Annotated in this window: 12 protein-coding genes and 2 tRNA genes; 11 read left to right on the forward strand and 3 right to left on the reverse strand. The window is 61.3% G+C overall.

The features are described from left to right. Window positions 1-59: 59 nt before the first annotated feature. From B5D49_RS01245 to B5D49_RS01255, 3 genes are all read left to right on the forward strand, one after another. Entirely contained in the window at window positions 60-1,367 is a 1,308-nt protein-coding gene (locus tag B5D49_RS01245) for an ammonium transporter (RefSeq protein ID WP_234990603.1), read from the forward strand. A gap of 49 nt (window positions 1,368-1,416) precedes the next feature. Next, window positions 1,417-1,752 carry a P-II family nitrogen regulator gene (locus tag B5D49_RS01250; protein WP_078715829.1) on the forward strand — a complete coding sequence of 112 codons (336 nt, stop codon included), beginning with the start codon at window positions 1,417-1,419 and terminating at the stop codon, window positions 1,750-1,752. A 65-nt stretch (window positions 1,753-1,817) separates the two neighbouring features. Further along, window positions 1,818-3,065 (forward strand): EAL domain-containing protein, encoded by a 1,248-nt coding sequence (locus B5D49_RS01255; RefSeq protein ID WP_078715830.1) that lies wholly within the window; start codon window positions 1,818-1,820, stop codon window positions 3,063-3,065. 9 nt (window positions 3,066-3,074) lie between these two features. Here the strand turns inward: B5D49_RS01255 and B5D49_RS01260 are convergent, their stop codons facing one another. After that, window positions 3,075-4,982 carry a molybdopterin-dependent oxidoreductase gene (locus B5D49_RS01260; protein WP_159447097.1) on the reverse strand — a complete coding sequence of 636 codons (1,908 nt, stop codon included), beginning with the start codon at window positions 4,980-4,982 and terminating at the stop codon, window positions 3,075-3,077. Between the two features lie 221 nt (window positions 4,983-5,203). Beyond that, window positions 5,204-5,683 (reverse strand): Lrp/AsnC family transcriptional regulator, encoded by a 480-nt coding sequence (locus B5D49_RS01265; protein WP_078715832.1) that lies wholly within the window; start codon window positions 5,681-5,683, stop codon window positions 5,204-5,206. Window positions 5,684-5,824: 141 nt separating this feature from the next. Here B5D49_RS01265 and B5D49_RS01270 point away from each other — a divergent pair, with 141 nt between their 5' ends. Beyond that, window positions 5,825-7,015 (forward strand): glycine C-acetyltransferase, encoded by a 1,191-nt coding sequence (locus B5D49_RS01270; RefSeq protein ID WP_078715833.1) that lies wholly within the window; start codon window positions 5,825-5,827, stop codon window positions 7,013-7,015. Between the two features lie 13 nt (window positions 7,016-7,028). Then, window positions 7,029-8,093: an L-threonine 3-dehydrogenase gene (tdh, locus tag B5D49_RS01275; RefSeq protein WP_234990588.1), complete on the forward strand. Its 1,065-nt coding sequence runs from the start codon at window positions 7,029-7,031 to the stop codon at window positions 8,091-8,093. A 444-nt stretch (window positions 8,094-8,537) separates the two neighbouring features. Here tdh and B5D49_RS01280 read toward each other — a convergent pair. After that, a tRNA-Arg gene (locus B5D49_RS01280) sits at window positions 8,538-8,614 on the reverse strand. Window positions 8,615-8,844: 230 nt separating this feature from the next. Between B5D49_RS01280 and B5D49_RS01285 the strand changes: the two genes are divergently transcribed. From B5D49_RS01285 to pth, 6 genes are all read left to right on the forward strand, one after another. Beyond that, window positions 8,845-10,302, forward strand: coding sequence for a DegQ family serine endoprotease (locus tag B5D49_RS01285; RefSeq protein ID WP_078715834.1), 1,458 nt, complete (start codon window positions 8,845-8,847; stop codon window positions 10,300-10,302). Window positions 10,303-10,350: 48 nt separating this feature from the next. Further along, complete coding sequence (gene ispE, locus B5D49_RS01290; RefSeq protein WP_078715835.1) at window positions 10,351-11,226, forward strand: 4-(cytidine 5'-diphospho)-2-C-methyl-D-erythritol kinase; 876 nt, start codon at window positions 10,351-10,353, stop codon at window positions 11,224-11,226. Further along, window positions 11,217-11,292 (forward strand) — tRNA-Gln (locus B5D49_RS01295). Before ispE ends, B5D49_RS01295 begins: the two co-directional genes overlap by 10 nt. A gap of 78 nt (window positions 11,293-11,370) precedes the next feature. After that, entirely contained in the window at window positions 11,371-12,309 is a 939-nt protein-coding gene (locus B5D49_RS01300; RefSeq protein ID WP_078716035.1) for a ribose-phosphate diphosphokinase, read from the forward strand. A gap of 157 nt (window positions 12,310-12,466) precedes the next feature. After that, window positions 12,467-13,105, forward strand: a complete 639-nt coding sequence (locus tag B5D49_RS01305) for a 50S ribosomal protein L25 (RefSeq protein ID WP_078715836.1) — start codon at window positions 12,467-12,469, stop codon at window positions 13,103-13,105. 260 nt (window positions 13,106-13,365) lie between these two features. Continuing rightward, window positions 13,366-14,052, forward strand: coding sequence for an aminoacyl-tRNA hydrolase (gene pth / locus B5D49_RS01310; protein WP_078715837.1), 687 nt, complete (start codon window positions 13,366-13,368; stop codon window positions 14,050-14,052). The last annotated feature ends 141 nt before the right edge of the window (window positions 14,053-14,193 follow it).

Genomic DNA, 14,193 nt, shown 5'->3' on the forward strand with positions numbered 1-14,193 from the left:
TTTTCATGTCAACCGAGTATCCCGATTCCCGCAAGCGCCGCATCACCGCGCTCCCGGGCATGCTGGCCCTGGCGCTGACCCTCGTCCCCGGCCTCGCCCTGGCACAGGACGCGCCTGAGCTGCTCACCCAGGACAATGCCAACATCCTCTGGACCCTCATCGCGGCCATCCTGGTCATGTTCATGCAGGCCGGGTTCGCCTGCGTGGAATGCGGCTTCACGCGCGCCAAAAGCGCCGGCAACATCATCATGAAAAACTTTTTGGACTTCGGTGCCGGACAGATCGTCTTCTACTTTCTCGGATTCGGTCTCATGTTCGGCACCGGCTCCAGCCTGCTCGGACTCTCCAATTTCGGACTGAGCGGCGTGGCCGATGCGGACCTGCCCTGGTCATACACTTTCTGGTTCTTCCAGTCCGTGTTTGCGGCCACTGCGGCCACCATCGTTTCCGGCGGCATTGCCGAGCGCACCAAGTTCGGAACCTACGTACTGGTCTCCCTGGTGGTTACGGGCGTGATCTACCCCATTTCCGGACACTGGGCCTGGGGCAGCCTTTACGGTGACGCGGGCTGGCTCGAATCCACCTTCTCCGTGGCCTTCTGCGACTTTGCCGGTTCCTCCGTGGTTCACTCCGTAGGCGGCTGGCTCGCCCTGGCCGGCGCCCTGGTCGTGGGACCGCGCATCGGTAAGTACGACAACGACGGCAAGGCCCGCGCCATCCCCGGCCACAACATCCCCCTGGCCGCCCTTGGCGTGTTCATCCTCTGGTTCGGCTGGTTCGGCTTCAACCCCGGCTCCACCACCACGGCGGATTCGAGCATCGGTCTCATCGCCATGAACACATCCCTGGCCGCTGCGGCCGGATCCCTGGCTGCCCTGGCTGTGTCCTGGCTGCGCTTCGGCAAGCCCGACATGTCCATGACCATGAACGGCTCCCTGGCGGGTCTGGTGGGCATTACCGCTCCCTGCGCCACGGTGCTTCCCGGTTCCGCGATCCTCATCGGTCTGGTGGCCGGCGCCCTGGTGGTGCTCTCCATCGAATTCATCGACAAAGTGCTGCGGATCGACGATCCGGTCGGCGCGGTTTCCGTGCACGGCGTGTGCGGTGCCTGGGGAACCCTGGCCTGTGGGTTGTTCAACACGGACGGCGGCCTCTTCTTCGGCGGCGGTCTGGCCCAGCTCGGCGTCCAGGTCGTGGGTGTGGCAGTGTTCTTTGTCTGGGCCTTTGGAACCGGTCTGATCACCTTCACCGTACTCAAGAAGCTCATGGGCCTGCGCGTGAGCGAGGAAGAGGAACGCAAGGGGCTGGACATCTCCGAACACGGCTCCGAAGCCTACAGCGGCTTCCAGATCTTCACCGTGGAATAGCCCGCTCCAGAAAAGACAACCCGTCCAACCAGCAAGGAGGACACAGCTCATGAAACTCGTGATCGCTTATATCCGCCCAGAGCAGCTCACCCAGGTGAAGCAGGCGCTCTACGCCGAAGGATTCTATTCCATCTCCGTGACCAACATCCTCGGGTCCGGTCGGCAAAAGGGCTTCACCGAAACCTATCGCGGCGTGCCCATGGAAGTGAACCTGCTCAAAAAGGTACGAATCGAACTTGGACTGCCCGCGGATCGCGCCGACGTAGCCCTGGCCCTGATTCGCGAATCCGCCCAGACCGGCAAAGAGGGCGACGGCGTCCTCTTCGTCCTCGATGTAGCCAAGGCCGTGCGCATCCGCACCGGCGAACAGGACATCCTGGCCTGAGCCAACGACCAGTAAGGGAGGTCGGGGGATTCCCCCGGCCCCCTTCCATCCACGGAGCCTCTCCCATGCCCCACTCCATCCTGGCCCACCGCCCACGTTCCGCCCACATCCCGCCCCTGGAAATCCACTTCCAGCCTCTGGTTTCCCTGCGGCGTGGAACGGTCCTCGGCGTGGAGGCGCTGGCCCGGGGGAAAGACCCCGAAACAGGCGCCCTGATCACGCCGGATCACCTCTTCGGCAAAACCCGCAGCCAGGAAGCGCGCCTGGAGCTGGACCGACGCTGCCGTCAGGCCGCGCTGGAAGCGTTCCGCCCCCTGCACAAGGCCGATCCGAATCTGTTGCTCTCCATCAATGTGGACGCCTCCATCATTGATGCGTCCAGCGTCCATTCCAAGGTACTGGAAGAACAGGTGGCGGCCTCGGGCATTCCCCCGGAAAACATCATTGTGGAAATTGTGGAGTCCAAGGCGGGCGGCACGCTCGCACTCATGGAATTCGTTGCCGAATACAAACGGCTCGGGTTTGTGCTGGCCCTGGACGACTTTGGGGCGGGCCATTCCAATCTGGACCGCATCCACCTGCTCAAGCCGGACCTGGTCAAGCTTGACCGCTGCCTGATCAGCCGTATTCATCGGCATTTTCACAAGCAGGAGGTGGTCAAGAGTTTTGTCCGGCTGGCCGGACGCACCGGCTGCCTTGTGCTGGGGGAAGGCGTGGAACGCCTGGACGAAGCCTTGACGTTGCTGGAATGCGGTGTGGATGTTTTTCAGGGATTTTATTTCGGCCGCCCGGTTCCCGGATTCCCGGACTGGGCCGCTTCCGAGGTATCGGTCGCTCAGGTGGCCGAAGCGCACAAGACCTCGAGCATTCGGCACTACAATTCTGAGAAAATCCGTTTTTCAGGATACAACGCCTTGGTGGACCGCATCAGCGCGACCCTTGGCGCGACCACGGCCCAGGGCAACGCCCCCACAAACACGCAGCTCGAAGAACGACTGCGGCAGTGCCTGGATGCCGACGCACGCATTGAGTGCCTCTATCTGCTGGATTCCCAGGGCATACAGTCAACGGATACAGTCCGGCGTCCCGAATGGGTGCGCAAAAGCCGCCGCCTGCTCTATGAACCGGCGCGGCGCGGCGCGGACCACTCCTGCAAGGAATACTTTCTGCCCCTACGTTCCGGTCTGACCCGGTTCACCACGGAACCATACATCTCGCAGGCCTCGGGTCGCCGCTGCCTAACCATCTCCAGCATGTTTCTGGATCCGGACGGCACGGCACGCATCCTCTGCATTGACCTGAACGAGGAATAGCCCCTGGGATCAAGCGTTCCGCAGGGTGCCGTACTGAGCATAATACGCGCACTGGCCCGCCATATCTCCCTCATGCGGGCCGATCAGGACGTTGATTCCCCGTCCGCACTTCATCCAGCCGCCCCGCCGCAGAAACACGGCTTCGGGGTGCAGTCCCGTCAACAACTCGAGTCGCACGGGCATGCGGCCAAACTCGGTAACCAGCTCCAAAGGGGCTGTCCGGTCCAGCCGCGCCAGCTCCGGACAGTCAGGCGAAAGATACACGGTGCTTGGCCCGCGCCGTTGCTCGGCCTCGGGTATCTGCGAGAGCAGGTGCGCCTTGTCCACCAGACTGAGGATGCGGAGCGGAAACTCGGGACCGGGAGCAGGTTCCGGATGCAACTCCACGGGCAAACGGGCCTTGCCGTCCGCATGATGAAACCGCCCATGGACAAACGGCGGCTCCCGCCGTGGGGACGGCAGATAGGTACACCGCCGCAATTCCTCCAATGACGTGGTTGCGTTGGGCGCTTGCAAGGCCTCCTGCAACACGGTTTCGGCATCCGGGAAGGGAACCGGCGGATCCAGCCGGGCCGCCACCTCTTGGGAAATCGTAAAGTTGGACAAGCAGCCCTCGGGCGGCTCCAGCACCTTGGCGGAATGATGTATCCACCCATGGGACGAGCAACGGGTCACATCCTCCCACTCCCACATCAATGCCGGAGGAAGCACCAGATCGGCCACCTCCGCCGTATCATTGGGAAACGCCTCCACCGCAATGACAAACGGCTTACGCATGGCATTGGCCAGGCGCTCACTGTCCGGGCTTTGTGTGACAACGTTGGTGCCTTCCACCCAGATCAGTTCCACAGGATCGCCGTCCTTGTCCGCCTGCTCCAGGGCCGCGCCCAGGTCATGCGTGGGCAGGCTGCGCGGCGCAGGTTCAGGCCGCCGAAACCAGGAATAATCGATATGCCCCCGCTCACCGGAAGCAAAATACGTCCCGCCGCCACGCACCCCCATGTTGCCGGACAGCAGGGCCAGGGCGTCGATGAACCGCACGTTCTCACCACCGTAGCGATAGCGTTGTACCCCCCGTCCCAGAATGGAGGCGCAAGGGCGCGACGCATAGGCCCGGACCAATGCCCGGGCATCCTCCGGAGACACGTCACAGGCCGCCAAAAGATCGGCCACAGAGGATTCCCGAAGCAGGCGCTTGAATTCGGTCCAACCATGAGCCGCACGGCAGCTGTCCGGACACAACCCGCCCTGCTCGTCCAGCATACGCAACACTGCCAAGGCCAGGAACCGGTCCGTGCCGGGACGAATGGTGATGACCCGATGCGCCGAGGATGTGTACCCCGGATCTCCGGGCGTGACCGCCAACACCTCGACGCCGCGACGCATGGCCGCACGCACGTGCCGACCGGGCAGCATGCCCTCGGCATCCAGATTGCGGCCCCAGTTGACGATGGCATGGCTGGCGGAAAGATCATCCAGTTCCGGCTCCAGACACTCCCCAAAATCCCGGGTCTGGGCCTCTATGCCGCCGTCCAGACAGTAATCCCCGGACATGGCCGAAGCCCCGAGCCTGCCGAAAAGGTAGGGGGAAGCCCGGAACAAAACACCGTATGAACCGACATAAAAAATATGGAGCATCCGGCGCGGGTCGTGGCGTACGGCCTGGATACGCCGGGCCGCTTCATTCAATGCGGTTTCCCAGGAGCATTCCCGAAGCTCGCCGTTCTGCCGCAGCAGAGGGCGGGTTATCCGGTCCGGGGCATGCAGACGCTCGCCGAACCGCACGGTTTTGGCGCAGCTCAAGCCCTGCGTGGCCGGATGATCGGGATCTCCCCGTACGTGCAGACGCTCACCGTCATAGCGCACAAGCAGGGCGCAGCCATTGCCGCAATGCCGGGTACAGGTGGTGCGGATCATTTTCATGCCTTCGGGTGTGACCATGGAGAGGAGAGAAGGTCAAGAGCAAACGCGGAACAAAACTTTCGGCCCGCCCATCCCGCTTTCAACACAACCGCGCCTGCGTTGCTGCATCCAACCGTTCGGGTTTGTACGCAACGCCTGCGCATTGCCAGGAAGCTTTTCGCGTCCCTGTCGCCTGCTTATACGCCGCCTTTGATGCTTCCCTTCTCGACGGCCGTCTATCCCTTGAAGGATCCGGAGTGTTCCTTGTGTTCCACCCATTTATTGATGGCCTCAAGATAGAGATAGGTTTCCGTGGAAACCACCCCGCCCAGCGCCTGAAGGTCGTCCACCAAAAACCGTTTCAGCTTGGAGCGCGACGAAACCGACAATTCCACCATCAGATCGTAGCGGCCGGTCACATTGATCACGGACTGCACCCCGCTACACCGCGAGACCCACTCCATGATCTGTTGATCCACCTTTTTTTCCAGGTTGATGCCGATCACCGCGGTGAGCGTGTTTTCAAAATATAACGGGTTGACGGAAGCGGATATACGCAGGTACCCGCAGTCCATCATCCGTTCGGTGCGCAGCCGCACCGTACCATCCGAAACACCGAGCTTGCGGGCGATGCTTTTATAGGATGCGCGGCCATCACGCTGGAGTTCCTCGATAATGGCCCGGTCGATATGATCAAGGTTCAACGGCTTTTCCATACTCTTCCCCGGTCGTTCTGCTGAGCTGGTGATTTCATCTGCGATACGATACGAGCAATTTAACTACTGTATTTTTACTTGACAAGAAAAATAATGTCGGTTTCCCTCTCAAACGAGCACACCCTACCCAAGGAGACAGACATGCGCGCATCGCTGACCGAACGCCTGGCCGAAGAAACCGCCGCACTGCAAGCCCAGGGACTATACAAGGCCGAACGGGTCATCGACTCGCCCCAGCAGGCCCGCATCACCCTGGCCGACGGAAGCGAAGTGCTCAACTTTTGCGCCAACAACTATCTCGGGCTGGCCAACCACCCGCGCCTGATCAACGCGGCCAAACACGCCCTGGATCACTACGGCTATGGCATGGCTTCGGTACGATTCATCTGCGGCACCCAATCCGTGCACAAACGGCTGGAAGAGCGCCTGACCTCCTTTCTCGGCACCGAGGACACCATTCTCTATGGTTCCTGCTTTGACGCCAACGGCGGACTATTCGAAACCCTGCTCGGTCCCGAGGACGCCATCATTTCCGACGAATTGAACCACGCCTCCATCATCGACGGTGTACGGCTCTGCAAGGCCCGCCGCCTGCGGTACAAAAATAACGACATGGCGGACCTGGAAGCCAAACTCCGCGAAGCCGCCGATTGCCGCCACGTGCTCGTGGTCACGGACGGCGTGTTCTCCATGGACGGCATTGTGGCTGATCTCGGCACACTCTGTGACCTGGCCGAACAATACGGCGCCCTGACCATGGTGGACGACTCCCACGCCACCGGATTTATGGGGGACCACGGACGCGGCAGCCACGAGCATCGCGGCGTCATGGGACGCATCGACATCCTTACCGGCACCCTTGGCAAGGCACTGGGTGGCGCATCCGGCGGCTACACCTCGGGACGCAAGGAAATCATCGAATGGCTGCGGCAGCGCTCCCGGCCCTATCTGTTTTCCAACACGCTCTGCCCGTCCATTGCGGCCGCATCCCTGGAAGCCCTGGACATGATCGAAGGACTGGACGAATTGCGCGATAATCTGCGGAAAAACAGCCGCATCTTTCGCCAGGGCATGACCGAAGCCGGGTTCGATCTGGTTCCGGGCGAGCACCCCATCATCCCCGTGATGCTTGGCGATGCGCGTGTGGCCCGGGACATGGCTGCCAGCCTGCTCAAGAAGGGCGTCTACGTCATCGGATTCAGCTATCCCGTAGTCCCGCAGGGCAAGGCCCGCATCCGCACGCAAATGAGCGCGGCGCACACGCCGGAACAGGTCCGGCAGGCCGTGGACGCCTTCATCGCCACGGGCCGTGAAATGAACCTTATTGCCTGATCCAGGGGGAAACATGAGCCGCACCTCGGACGTTCCCCGCACCATGCGGGCGCTGGTAAAACACGAAGCCAAACAAGGCATCCGGCTCCAGGAAGCGCCGGTACCGGAATTCGGACACAACGATGTGCTCGTGCAGGTGGACAAAACCGCCATCTGCGGAACGGACGTGCATATTTTCAACTGGGACGAATGGGCCGCCGCCACCATCCCCGTTCCCATGACCGTGGGCCACGAATTTTCCGGCCGCGTAGTGGCTGTGGGCAGTGAAGTCCGCGGCCTGCAACCCGGGGATCGCGTTTCCGCCGAAGGACACGTCACCTGCGGACATTGTCGCAACTGCCGAGCCGGAAAACGGCATCTGTGCCGCAACACCGTGGGCATCGGCGTGAACCGGCCCGGCTGCTTTGCCGACTATCTCAGCGTTCCGGCCTCCAACGTGTTCCATCTGCCGGACGCGGTGTCCGATGAGATGGGCGCGGTGCTCGATCCGTTGGGCAATGCCGTGCACACGGCCCTTTCCTTTGATCTCGTGGGCGAGGACGTGCTCATCACCGGAGCCGGTCCCATCGGCATGATGGCCGTGGCCGTGGCCCGGTTCGTGGGAGCGCGGCACATTGTCATCACCGACGTCAACGACTACCGCCTGGACCTGGCCGCCAAGCTCGGCGCCTCCCACACCGTCAACGTGACCCGCGAAAACCTGGCAGACACAATGGCCGGGCTGGGCATGGTGGAAGGGTTTGACGTGGGACTGGAAATGTCCGGCAATCCCTCCGCCTTCCGCCAGCTTTTGGCAAACATGAACCACGGCGGCAGCGTGGCCTTACTGGGCATCCTCCCGGAAAGCACGGCCATCGACTGGAACGAGGTGGTCTTCAAGGGGTTGCGGCTCAAAGGCATCTACGGTCGGGAAATGTTCGAAACTTGGTACAAAATGGCCTCCATGATCCAAAGCGGCCTGAACATCGCTCCGGCCATCACCCACCGCCTGGACGTGGATGACTACGCCAACGGATTCGATGTCATGCGCTCCGGCAACAGCGGCAAGGTGGTGCTGGACTGGACCAAGGGCCGCTGACAAAACATTTTCAATAGTTCAGGTAGATGGAAGAAAACCGCGCAACGGACTTCGACCATCACTCCTCCTGACACGGGCGAGTGAACGACGCCCAGACACGGACCTGGCCCGCACATGGTGTGCGGGCCTTTTCTATGGTTTGTAAAACTGTTTCCGAGGGGCAACCCTGTTTCTTGCAGAAAGAACTTTCCCCTCGGACTCCCCTTCCCAAAGACCGTTCATTACTCACGCCTGACGCCGTTCGGAATTTCCGCAAATCCAGCCAGGATCCCCTGTATGCACAAGTCCGAAAAAGCGCCCCGTCGCGCAAGGCGCTGTGTGGGTAAGTGGACATGCTCGGAACAGTTCGCTTTCGTGACTGCCCCCGTTTTTGGTGTAGACCCATTTTCTCTGCCTAAAAACCAAAAAAAGGCCTGCAGCGGCGCTGCAAGCCTTTGGAATTCATGGTGCCCCCGGCGCGATTCGAACACGCGGCCTACTGCTTAGGAGGCAGTTGCTCTATCCAACTGAGCTACGGGGGCGGTGAAATCGGGAGACGCACCCTACTGCATTCCAGGTCCGTATTCAAGGGGCCGGTTCAATGGTTTCCCGGCGCAGCCAGTTACCGTCGTTTCCGAACCGTCCCGATTGTTGCGGATCGCGCCTTTTTCCCGTCCCCGCTATTTACATCCACTGAAAACGTTTTATACTCTGGGTCATTGTTCCGCCACGCTTCGTCAACATCATGCACGCGGAAACACAAGGAGTCATCATGCACCCCAAACATCCCCTCAAACAATCCCTTTCCCTGCTTGCCCTGCTGCTGGTCCTGGCTCTCCCCGGTCAGTCCTCGGCAGGTTTCAAGCTGTTTTCGGATCAGGACCAGGTTGCCAGTCTGCCCGACTTCGCTACCCTGGCCGAACAAGCAGGCAAGGCCGTGGTGAACATCTCCATCACCAAAACCGTTCAGGGCGGCCAAGCCTTTCGTTTTGGCCCTGGCCGGGGCAATTCGCCGCTGGACGAATTTTTCGACCAGTTTTTCAATGATCCGCGACTGCCTGCCCCGTTTCGCCAGCAACCTCGGGAACAAAGCTCCCTGGGTTCCGGTTTTGTGATCACTCCGGACGGTTTCATCGTGACCAACAACCATGTGGTCCAGGGCGCGGACACCATTTCCGTCCGCCTGCAAAACGGGGACGAATACGACGCCGAGGTGGTGGGAACCGACCCGGAAACCGACCTCGCCTTAGTGAAAATCGAGGCCGAGAGCCTGGACGTGCTCGAATTTGCGGATTCCGACAAGGCCCGCGTGGGTGAATGGGTACTGGCCATCGGCAACCCCTTCGGCCTGAGCAACACGGTCACGGCTGGAATCATCTCGGCCACGGGCCGCATCATCGGTGCCGGTCCCTTTGACAACTTCATCCAGACCGACGCGAGCATCAACCCCGGCAACTCCGGCGGTCCGCTCATCGACCTGCACGGTCGCGTCGTGGGCATCAACACGGCCATTATTCCTTCGGGCCAGGGACTGGGGTTTGCCATTCCCAGCAACATGGCCCAACGGGTTATCGAACAGCTCAAGCTCGGGGAGACCGTGCACCGGGGCTGGCTCGGCATTCAGATGCAGGACATTGACGAGGACATGGCCCAGGCGCTCGGCCTGGACACGCCCGAAGGCGTACTCGTGGCCGACGTGTTCGCGGGCAACCCCGCGGACAAAGCCGGTATCCGCGCCGGGGACGTGATTGTTTCCGTGAACGACGAACCGGTCAAGGACATGCATGCCCTGGCCCGGCTCATCGGCGGCATGATGCCCGGTGATGAGGCGGAAATCGGCTTGCTGCGCAAGGGCGAACGCACCGAAGTCACGGTCACGCTGGAAGAGCGCTCCCGCAACATGGCCCAGGCCCAGCCGCAGGAACGGGAAGGCAAGGTGGAACCTGCCTCGCAGTTCGGCATCTTCCTGCGTCCCCTGAAAAAAGGCGAGGCCGAACGCATGGGACTGACCGAAACCAGAGGGCTGCTGGTCACCAATGTCCAGCCCGGATCCGCTGCCTCGGGTCAGGGACTCTCCCGAGGGGACGTCATCCTGGAAGTGAACCAGACCCGTGTGGACACGGTGAAGGACTTTGTGGAGTCCGCCGAGGACTCGGGCAACCGCCCGGCCCTGCTGCTGGTACGCCGTGGAACCCGAAACTTCTTCGTGACCCTTCCGGTCATGAAATAACAACAATTCATCGACCGGGGGGCTGCGGCCTCCCGGTCTTTCAACACCATGCCCGCACATGAAATCCAACGCACGGCCCCGGCCAAGATCAATCTGAACCTGTTCATCACCGGGGTGCGCGAGGACGGGTTTCATGAACTGGACACCCTTTTTCTCAAGCTCCGCGCTCCCGCGGACACCATTCACATAGTCCCGGCCAATCCAGGTCAGGGGCTGGTGTTGGACTGCCCCATTCCCGGACTGGTCCCGGAAAATAACATCATTTATAAAGCCTGGGAAAAACTGGGCAGTCTCACGGGATTTCGCCCGGACCTGCACATCCGCGTAACCAAACGCATCCCCCAGGGCATGGGACTGGGCGGCGGGAGCGCGGACGCGGGCGTGGTCCTGCGCGAGTTGAACCGCCTCGCCGGGGACCGTGGACTGGAGCAATCCCGGCTCATTGCCCTGGGCGCCTCCCTGGGGGCGGATGTTCCGCTCTTTCTGCTGGACGCACCTGCGGCCCACGCCACAGGCATTGGCGAAAAACTTTGTCCGGCCAGCCCGGATCTATCCGGATTCACATTGGTTCTGGCCTGCCCGCCCGTCCACGTCAACACGGCCTGGGCATATTCGGAATGGGATCGTAAAAACCCTGCCCCCACAGTCTTGACAAGTGTTCCATTGGGTACTAAAAAGTCCGCTCCCGAATCGGGTTTGTTGTTGCACAACGACTTTGAACAGGTCGTGTTCGCAGCATTTCCCCGACTGCGGGAAATCAAGGAATGTCTGCTCTCCGCCGGTGCCTCGGGCGCGGCCATGAGCGGGAGCGGAGCCGGTATTTTCGCTCTGTTTCGGGATCATACGCAGGCCCGGAACGCGGCCGCACGGCTTCGCCGAAAGGATGTTCCCTGCCATACGCAGTCTTTTGATGCTGGGGTGTAGCCAAGTTGGTAAGGCAGCGGGTTTTGGTCCCGTCACTCGTGGGTTCAAGTCCTACCACCCCAGCCATTCTTCTTTCATCCGACCGAACGCGTACAACGCGCCAGGTCACCCACACTATCCACAGGGGTGGAAGTCATGTCCCCGATGCAGGGCGAACTCAAGATCATTTCCGGCTCGGCAAACACCAAGCTGGCCGAAGACATTTGTGAACATCTCGGCACCCGCCTTTGTCCCATGCTGCGCGAGCAGTTCAGCGACGGCGAAATCCGGATTGAAATCGGCGACAACGTACGGGGCGATGACGTGTTCATTATTCAGCCCACTTGTACGCCCGTCAACTTCCACCTCATGGAACTGTGCATCATGCTTGATGCGCTCAAACGGGCCAGCGCCAACCGCGTCACCGCTGTCGTGCCCTACTACGGCTATGCCAGGCAGGACCGCAAAGTGGCTCCACGCGCGCCCATCACAGCCAAGCTCGTGGCCGACTGCCTGACCACTGCGGGCATGAACCGCATCGTCACCATCGACCTGCACGCCGGACAGATTCAGGGCTTCTTCAACTGTCCCGTGGACAACCTTTACGCCGCTCCCGCGCTGCTCGACCACCTCAAGAAATACGAGGAGGACTTGGTCATCATTTCCCCGGATGCTGGCGGCGTGGAACGCGCCCGAGCCTTTGCCAAGCACCTGGGAGCCGGGCTGGCCATCATTGACAAACGCCGCGACAAGCCCAACCAGGCCCAGGCCATGCATGTCATTGGCGACGTCAAGGACAAGGTCGCCATCATCATCGACGACATGATCGACACCGCAGGCACCATGTGCGCCGGAGCGAATGTGCTGCTGGAAAACGGAGCCAAGGAAGTCATGGCCTGCGCCACGCACCCCGTGCTTTCCGGCCCGGCCATCCAGCGTCTGGAAGAATCCGTGTTCACCAAGGTATTTGTCACGGACACCATTCCCCTGCGCGAGGAGGCCCGCTCCTGCTCCAAGATCCAGGTGGTCTCCGTGGCCAGCCTCCTGGCCAAGGCCATCAACAACGTACATACGGAAAGTTCCGTCAGCGTCCTTTTCGTCTAATACTTCTCACGGGCGCAAAACCCCGCCCGGGCCTCCCGCCACGCAGTGTCGGCGGAGGCTGCGCCGCCAGGCGAAACGGATTGCCGAACAATCCGTGCATATCAACTCGGTCCGTCCGTCAATGGGTGGCGGCCGGGACCACGAAAGGAGAAACCACATGGCTAAAAAAGCAGTTTCCACTCTCACCGTTGCTGAACGCACCGCCACGGGCAAAGGCCCGAACCGCCGTCTGCGCGCCCAGGGCATCGTTCCCGGCGTCTACTACGATCAGCACGGCACCAACATCATGGTGCAGGTGGCCGAGGTGCCGCTGCGCAAAGTGTATGAGAAGGTCGGCGGAACCCAGGTCTTCCACCTGGAAATCGACCGCAACGGCAATAAAGAGACCTTCCCCTCCCTGGTCTGGCGCCTGAAGCACGACCCGGTCCGCCCGGTGCTCACCCATGTGGACTTTTTCGGCGTTGACCTGGATAAGGATCTCAAGGTCTTCGTCAACGTGGTTACCACCGGTACCCCCAAGGGTCTCAAGCAGGGCGGCAAGCTCGACATCTTCCGCGACCAGCTGGAGATCATCTGCAAACCCCTGGACATCCCCGAACACATCGAGATCGAAGTCAGCGAACTGGATGTGAACGACAACGTCCACATCGAGGACATCACCCTGCCCGACGGCGTGACCGCCCTGTACGAAGAAAACTTCGCAGTGGTGGGTGTGACCCCGATCACTGAAACGTCCCTGGACGACGAAGAAGAAGAGGACATCGAGGAAGCCGGCGAAGAAGAGGCTGCCGAGTAGCGTCCACTGCATCGCGTTTTCCGGCCCCGGACGGAATCTCCGTCCGGGGTCTTTTGCCGTATTGTCCCTCGCCGACGCGGGCCGTGGTCCCACACTTTGCCGTCAGCCGAAAAAATAGGTATCATGCCCAGAACAGGATTGGGGAATTCCCTCCCGTCCGCCTGCGGCAACGGCCCGGCCTCCATGCACAGAGCACAGAACGGCCCACGCTCCAGTCAAAGCACCGCCAACCAACCATCGAGAAGAAGGAAACAGCCGGAATGGACTACAAAGCCCTTATCGCCTGCCTGGGCAACCCCGGGCCGGAATATGCGGCCAACCGCCACAACTTCGGCTTCATGGTGGCGGATCACCTGCTGCAACTGGGCAATGAGCGCAAAAGCATGCGTTTGCAACAGCTCGAAAACACCCCGGAAATGCAGCTTTGGTCCCTGCACCTGGCGGGCGCTCCCCATCTGTTGCTCAAGCCGCTGGCCTACATGAACCGAAGCGGCCGCGCCGTGAGCAAGGTGGCCGGTCGCCACGCTCTGACCCAGGACCAGATCATCGTGCTGCATGACGAGCTGGATCTGCCCCTGGGCCGGATCAAATTGCGCCAGGGGGGGAGCACCAACGGGCATCGGGGGCTGGAATCCATTGTCGAACACCTGGGGGGAGCGGGCTATTGGCGCGTGCGCCTGGGTATCGGCCGTCCCGCGGAATCCTGGCAGGTCCGCGACTGGGTTCTGGAGGACTTCTCCACGGCGGACATGGAAGTCGTGGACACCGTGGTGGGCCATGTGGCCAAGGGGTTGGATCTTTTTTCACGCAAAGGTTCTCGATTTGCCGTGCAATACCTGCATTCCCTCGCCACGGCAGCGCCGAACCCCGCGGTTTCGGACAATGCCACCGACGCGGACAGCTCTCCGGAGAAGGAAGAAACCGCATTGCCGCGTTCCCACGGATGAACCAACCAATATGCATCCGGGATACGGCAAACGCGCCACCACGGCAGGGCCGATTACGGCACAACACATATTTCAGGTCCGGTCAGAGGCATGGACTCCACGTCCATTTTAGCGTATATTAAACGCTGTCGCTACGTTTCT

The organism is Paucidesulfovibrio gracilis DSM 16080 (genome assembly GCF_900167125.1).
Taxonomy (GTDB): Bacteria; Desulfobacterota; Desulfovibrionia; order Desulfovibrionales; family Desulfovibrionaceae; genus Paucidesulfovibrio; species Paucidesulfovibrio gracilis.